Raw genomic sequence first — 6,000 nt, 5'->3', positions numbered from 1 at the left:
CCCGAACTGCTGGTGCTCGACGAGCCGTTCTCCGGCCTCGATCCGGTCAACCAGGAACGGCTCGAGGCGCTGATCCTCGCCCAGCGCGACCGCGGCGCGACCATCCTGTTTTCGACGCACGTCATGGCCCATGCCGAGCGGCTGTGCGACCGACTGACGATCATCGCCGGGGGCAAGGCACGGTTCGAAGGGACCGTCGACGACGCGCGTGCGACCTTGCCGGTGAAGGCGCACTATGTACCCCATCACCCCGATCCGGGCATCCGCGACCTGTTGCCGGCCGATGCGCAGACCGAAGGCAAGGGCTGGGTGTTCACCATGCCGGCGGAAGGAATCGAAAGCGTGCTGGTGAAGCTGATCGACGCCGGTTACGGCATTTCGGGGCTATCGATCGAGCCCGCGCGGCTGCACGACGCCTTCGTCAAGATCGTCGGACGCGAAGCGCTGGAGCAGGCGGCATGAACAAGTCCGTCCGCCAGACGCTGACCGTCGCCCGCCGCGATTTCATCGCGACCGTGTTCACCCCCACCTTCCTGATCTTCCTGCTCGCGCCGCTCATCATGATGAGCTTCGGCGCGGTCGGCGGCCTGGGCGCCGCGACGATGGCGGGCAGTTCGGTCGGCAAGATGCGGATCGCGGTCGTCGCCGATGGTCCGACCTGGGCCGCCCTGCAGGCGACCGACAAGCAGCTGCGCCCGATGTTCCGCAAGAGCGAGGCGCCGCCGCAGTTGATCCTCGCGACGCCGGCCGGCGATCCGGCGACGAGTGCCGAGCGGACGATGCGGCGCAAGGACGTCGAGGTGACGGCGACGCTGTACGGCCCGCTTGCCGCGCCGACGATCCTCTATGCGTCGAACGCCGGGCGCAGCGCGTCCTACCTCGCCGCGCTCTCCGATGCCGCGATTCGTGTCGAGCGAACCGGCACCGCGCCCTTGAGCACGCCGACGAAGGTCGCGTTCACCGCCGGCGCCGATCGCACGACGATCAGCGGATCGAACCAGGCGGCGTTCTTCGCCGTGTTCGGGCTGTTCATCCTGACGCTGATGCTGGCGGGCCAGGCCGTCGGCACGATGGCGGAGGAGCGGTCGAACAAGGTCATCGAGATCCTGGCCGCCGCCGTGCCGCTGGAAAGCGTGTTCCTGGGCAAGCTGATCGGCATGTTCGGCGTCGCCCTGCTATTCGTCGCCTTCTGGGGGACGATCGTCGTCAACGTCGGGCAGATGCTGCCGGCGGGCCTCGCGCGCGCCTTCGCCGACGTCGGGCCGGCGGTCGGGCCGGTCTTCCCGATCCTGTTCCTCGCCTATTTCACCATGGCCTATCTGCTGTTGGGCGCGGTGTTCCTCGGCATCGGTGCACAGGCGAGCACGCCGCGCGAAATCCAGATGCTGTCGCTGCCGATCACCATCTTCCAGGTCGCGATGTTCGGATTGAGCCAGGCCGCGGCATCGCAGCCGGACTCGATGGTCGCGCGGTTCGCGGAAATTTTTCCGTTCAGCTCGCCCTTCGCGATGGCGGCCCGCGCCGCGAACCGGCCGGAGGTGTGGCCACACCTGCTGGCGCTCGGCTGGCAACTGCTATGGGTCGCGCTGACGGTATGGCTGGGCGCCCGCCTGTTCCGCCGCGGCGTGCTGCAATCGGGCAGCCCGGCGTTCTGGAAGCGGGGGAAGACGGCGAAGGCCTGAGTGTCGCTGTCACCGATATTCCCGTCGTCCCCGCGAAGGCGGGGACCCACTTTGCGGAGCTTGGCGGCTACCTCGTCTTGAGCCGTCGTCCCCGCGAAGGCGGGGACCCATCTCCCGGACCGTCCGCTGGGCGAGCGTGGGAGATGGATTCCCGCCTTCGCGGGAATGACGGTCGAGAGGGATCGTCCGTCGACCGTACCTCACCGCACCGCCCTCTACCCGCGCGTCCACGCCCTCCCTACATGTACCCCATGCTGACCACTCGCCGCTCCCTGCTCGCCGCCGCCGGCCTTGCGCCGGTCGTCGCCGCCCTCCCCGCCTTCGCCAAATACGAAGTCACGCTGAGCGATGCACAGTGGCGCAAGAAGCTGTCGCCGGCCGCCTATCGCGTGCTGCGCCAGGAGGATACCGAGCGCCCCTATTCCAGCCCGCTCAACGACGAGCATCGATCGGGCGTGTTCGGTTGCGCAGGCTGCGCACTGCCGCTGTTCACGTCGAAGACGAAGTTCGAAAGCGGCACCGGGTGGCCGAGCTTCTACGCACCGCTGCGCGCGGCGGTCGCGACGACGACCGACCGGACGCTGGGGATGGAGCGGGTGGAGGTGCATTGCCGGCGCTGCGGCGGGCATCTGGGCCATGTCTTCGACGACGGGCCGAAGCCGACCGGCAAACGCTATTGCATGAACGGCGTCGCGATGACTTTCACACCGCGGGCGTTGTAGGCAGATCCTCTCCGCACCCCGCCTCTGACCGGGCGGGCGTCGCGGTTTCTCAGAAAGCAGCGGTGGCAGCGACCGGGACCGGTGTGACCGCGGCGATCGTCACCTTCGGCATCGCGACGTCGTCCGACTGCGGCGCGCCCTTGGCGTAGATGAACCCGTTTACCAGGAAGCTGGAGGTGCCGAGGCCGCCGTTGGACGCGAACCACACCTTCACCCGGCTCCAGTCGCCCTTGTCCGACACATCGACCGCGCGGACGTTGGTTTCGACACCGCCGCGACGCGACCAGTTGGCGTGGGTCAGCAACACTTCGCGCGCGCCCAGCACCTTCGACACCATCGCGACGTGCCCAAGACGCATCTTGCCGGTGGCGGCGAACGACATGACGGCTCCCTTGATCGGCGCTGCGCCGCGGGCGTACTTCCCGGCGGCCTGCTGCCACCAGGTCAGTGCGTTGCCGCGAATGTCGATGCCGGAGATCATGCGGGCGAAGGGCGCGCACTGCCAGAACTTGGCTTCGGCCTTGGGGGCCGCGATCGTCAGGGTCATCAGCGCGGCGGCAACCGCGACAAAACGTGCAAACATCGGTGTGAAGACCCCCCGGTCCCGCTCAGAAACTTCAAGTGACACCGACCTACCGATTGCCGCGGCGCAACCAAGCGCGGGGCGGCGAAACGCCGGACTCTCCCGACGAAACGAAGGAGGTTCCACAGCGCGGCTCGTCCCGTCGATCCTGTGCCACAGTTCGTCGTTGCTATCGATTTTTCGACGCGTGCCGCGCGCAGCTTTGCGACGAATCGATGACGGCTCATCGCACGCCATGTTGCGGCGCAGCGAATTTCATGATCGATTGTGAATGTCGGGCAAACGGATGGTTAAGGGGAGTGTTAACCATCCGGGCGCATCATCCGACCATCGACTCTGGGTGGGGTGGGTAACATGACGGCAAAGATGAAGCCGGCCGAAGGTGCCATGACTTTGGCCGAGATGAAGGAATTCGCAGGCTTTTCCGCGAGCACGCAGCGCTATATCCGCCGCGCGCTCGACATCGGGCTCGACCGTGACGATGCGATGACCCGCTGGTCCCGCGACGTGGTCGAAGCGGCCAGCATCCGTGCACAGGCGCGGATGTACGACCGCCTGCCGGATCTGCGCGCGATGGTCCCCGACGACAGCGGCCTCGATGCGGTCGAACCGTTCATGTCGCCGCTGGTGACGGTGTCGGCGTTCGACCTGGGCCAGGGGCGGCTGCCGACCTTCTCGGCCTATCGCTTCCTGTACGAACGGCTGCTGGGCGCGGAAAGCCGGCCATGGCTACCGGCCGCGTTCTGTGCCGCGGCGGCGCTGCCGACGCTGCATCCCGACCTGCGTCGGCGACTGCTCCAGTCTATCAGCGAAGCGGCGGCGACCGCCAGCGGCTGGTCGAACCGTGCCCCGGCGTTCTTCCCGTATTGGGTGGAGAAGGTCGGCGACATGGGACTGGCGCACTAACCGGACGCCCTCGGCTTGCACAAGCAAGCCGAGGAGACGTCACGTCGGCCAGCGAAGCGGCGCAGCCGCTTCGTCTGACGACGTGAGGTCACAGGTCTGACGTTCAGCGCGCCGGAACCGGCTCCGCATCCTCGACCTTCGGCCGCCGCGCGATGCGCTGTTCCAGCACCGACGCCCGGTTGTCCACCGGCAGCGCCATGTTTTCGTCGTCGGGATATTTCGCCCAGTAATCGGCCGCGGGCAGTTCGATCACCGTCACGCGGCCCAGATTGAGCGGGATCAGCGAGCGGGTGAAGCTGCGCGGCTTCTTCATCAGCTTGCGATCCTCGACGACGGTCAGCCCGGCGCGGCGCGCGGCCTCCGCCACGAAGTGCACGCAGTTGCGCTTGTTGAGGCTCCACTTCGATCCGGGCGCACCCCATTCCGCCACCTGCGCGCGGATCGCGGCATATTGCGCGTCGCTGATCGTCACGCGGAACTGCGCCGCGCTGCCGCGGATATATTTCTTGTTGGTGATATCGATGTGCGCGGGCACGGAAGTGAACAGCGCGATCGGCGTGGCCGAATTCAGCGTGAAGCCGTAGCTTTCGTCGATCGCCTGCCCGTTCGAATCCAGCGTTCCCTTCAACGTGAAGAAGGCGTGCGGGAAATAATCGCCCGAATCGCGCGACCAAAAGGTCATGCGCACCGCCGCAGCGGCCGGGACGGTCCAGCACGCCAGCACGAGCAGGACTGCCGCCAGCATCCGCCGGGTTCGAAACGCGATCGTCATATTCTGGTCCCGTTGTTCGGGCGGAAGATAGCAAAACGGCGACCGCCCGGACATACGGGCAGTCGCCGTCGGTACGTCACCGGCGGTGCGCGTCAGGCGTCGCGCTGGCGGGCCTTTTCGGCTTCCTCGTCAAAGCCCGAGGACGGCGCCGGCTGGTGGTTGTGGATCGGCTGGGTGGTGGCCGGCGGATCGCTGGCGTCCATCGATTCGTCGAGCGCGCGATCAAGCCGAGCGTCCTTGCTCTCCGGGTTGCGCTGCAACCGCTCGGCGATCGATTCGTCGCGACCGGCGTCGCCGCGTCCGCTCTGTCCGGCATCGTCACCGTCTGGGGCCACGGTCATCGTCTCGTCGACGGTCTGCTTGATCTCGCTCATGCCCATCTCTCCCTCAGCATTTGCTGTTGCGGATGGGTAACGAACGGTCCCGGTCGGCCGTTCCATGCAAAACGGCCCGGCGGATATGCTCCGCCGGGCCGCAAGCCTTTGTCCAGGTTCGCGAAATCAGTCGCGGCTGCCCATGAACGACAGCAGGAACTGGAACATGTTGATGAAGTCGAGGTACAGCGACAGCGCGCCCATGATGACGGCCTTGCCCATCATGTCGGTGCCGGCGACGTAGTCGTACATGCTCTTGATGCGCTGCGTATCGTACGCGGTCAGGCCCGCGAACAGCAGCACGCCGATCGCGCTGATCGCCAGGTTGATCGCCGGCGACTTGAACCAGAGGTTCAGCAGCGACGCGACGATCAGGCCGACGACGCCCATGATCAGGAACGTGCCGAAGCCCGACAGGTCACGCTTCGTCGTGTAGCCGTACAGGCTGAGCGACAGGAAGGCGACCGCGGTCGCGAAGAAGGTGATCGCGATCGAGGCACCGGTATAGACCAGGAAGATCGTCGACATCGACAGGCCCATGACGGCTGCGAATGCCCAGAAGATCATCTGCGCCGCGCCGGTCGACAGGCGGTTGATGCCGAAGCTCAGCACCATCACGAACGCCAGCGGCGAGAACATGATGATGTACTTGAGGATGCCACCGCCCATGAACACCGCAGCGGCCGGGCTCTGCGCCCCGCCGCTGGCGAACAGCAGCGCGACGATGCCGGTCAGCAGCACGCCCGACGCCATGTAGTTATAGACCGAGAGCATATAGGACCGGAGCCCCGCGTCGTACGCCGCATCGCGGGTACGGGCGGACCGCGTCGCGAACGGCGCGCTCTCCGTCCGGGGATCAGACCAATTTGCCATTGTTAGCCAACTCCTTTGCCCGGCGCTTCTGCCGGCTAGCCTCAAATATCGCGCTGCACCGATGCGGTTTCAAGCGAAACCGGGGTCG

The 6,000-nt window shown here is 66.6% G+C and carries 7 protein-coding genes and 1 pseudogene; 4 read left to right on the top strand and 4 right to left on the bottom strand.

What is annotated here, in order from left to right:
• The 3 genes and pseudogenes from ASE86_RS16555 to msrB form a co-directional block, all read left to right on the top strand.
• Nucleotides 1–462: pseudogene (locus tag ASE86_RS16555) on the top strand (ABC transporter ATP-binding protein); the annotation flags it as partial.
• The gene (locus ASE86_RS14055; RefSeq protein ID WP_056428262.1) at nt 459–1,682 is read left to right on the top strand and encodes an ABC transporter permease; all 1,224 of its coding nucleotides are present in this window, start codon (nt 459–461) and stop codon (nt 1,680–1,682) included. The pseudogene ASE86_RS16555 and the gene ASE86_RS14055, both read left to right, overlap by 4 nt.
• Before the next feature lie 251 nt (nt 1,683–1,933).
• A complete protein-coding gene (gene msrB, locus ASE86_RS14050; RefSeq protein ID WP_056428259.1) occupies nt 1,934–2,404 on the top strand; it encodes a peptide-methionine (R)-S-oxide reductase MsrB in 471 nt (156 codons plus the stop codon).
• 49 nt (nt 2,405–2,453) lie between these two features.
• Here the strand turns inward: msrB and ASE86_RS14045 are convergent, their stop codons facing one another.
• On the bottom strand, nt 2,454–2,987 hold the full coding sequence (locus ASE86_RS14045) for a CHAP domain-containing protein (protein WP_056428256.1): 534 nt from the start codon (nt 2,985–2,987) through the stop codon (nt 2,454–2,456).
• Between the two features lie 354 nt (nt 2,988–3,341).
• Here ASE86_RS14045 and ASE86_RS14040 point away from each other — a divergent pair, with 354 nt between their 5' ends.
• Complete coding sequence (locus tag ASE86_RS14040) at nt 3,342–3,893, top strand: hypothetical protein (protein WP_056428253.1); 552 nt, start codon at nt 3,342–3,344, stop codon at nt 3,891–3,893.
• 103 nt (nt 3,894–3,996) lie between these two features.
• Here ASE86_RS14040 and ASE86_RS14035 read toward each other — a convergent pair whose 3' ends face one another.
• The 3 genes from ASE86_RS14035 to ASE86_RS14025 all read right to left on the bottom strand — a co-directional run bounded on the left by ASE86_RS14035 (nt 3,997) and on the right by ASE86_RS14025 (nt 5,912).
• A complete protein-coding gene (locus ASE86_RS14035) occupies nt 3,997–4,665 on the bottom strand; it encodes a hypothetical protein (protein WP_056428249.1) in 669 nt (222 codons plus the stop codon).
• A gap of 92 nt (nt 4,666–4,757) precedes the next feature.
• Entirely contained in the window at nt 4,758–5,039 is a 282-nt protein-coding gene (locus ASE86_RS14030) for a hypothetical protein (RefSeq protein ID WP_056429027.1), read from the bottom strand.
• A 126-nt stretch (nt 5,040–5,165) separates the two neighbouring features.
• Nucleotides 5,166–5,912, bottom strand: coding sequence for a Bax inhibitor-1 family protein (locus tag ASE86_RS14025; RefSeq protein ID WP_056428246.1), 747 nt, complete (start codon nt 5,910–5,912; stop codon nt 5,166–5,168).
• Nucleotides 5,913–6,000 lie beyond the last annotated feature (88 nt).

The sequence above is a fragment of the Sphingomonas sp. Leaf33 genome (assembly GCF_001421785.1).
Lineage (GTDB): Bacteria > Pseudomonadota > Alphaproteobacteria > Sphingomonadales > Sphingomonadaceae > Sphingomonas.
The sequence above is the reverse complement of the archived record's forward strand: the minus strand, read 5'-3'. Positions and strand labels throughout refer to the sequence as shown.

Bases quoted from the DNA above. Each gene is read 5' to 3' on its own strand.
- ASE86_RS14055 (WP_056428262.1), top strand. From the start codon at position 459: ATGAACAAGTCCGTCCGCCAGACGCTGACCGTCGCCCGCCGCGATTTC.
- msrB (WP_056428259.1), top strand. From the start codon at position 1,934: ATGCTGACCACTCGCCGCTCCCTGCTCGCCGCCGCCGGCCTTGCGCCG.
- ASE86_RS14045 (WP_056428256.1), bottom strand. From the start codon at position 2,987: ATGTTTGCACGTTTTGTCGCGGTTGCCGCCGCGCTGATGACCCTGACG.
- ASE86_RS14040 (WP_056428253.1), top strand. From the start codon at position 3,342: ATGACGGCAAAGATGAAGCCGGCCGAAGGTGCCATGACTTTGGCCGAG.
- ASE86_RS14035 (WP_056428249.1), bottom strand. From the start codon at position 4,665: ATGACGATCGCGTTTCGAACCCGGCGGATGCTGGCGGCAGTCCTGCTC.
- ASE86_RS14030 (WP_056429027.1), bottom strand. From the start codon at position 5,039: ATGAGCGAGATCAAGCAGACCGTCGACGAGACGATGACCGTGGCCCCA.
- ASE86_RS14025 (WP_056428246.1), bottom strand. From the start codon at position 5,912: ATGGCAAATTGGTCTGATCCCCGGACGGAGAGCGCGCCGTTCGCGACG.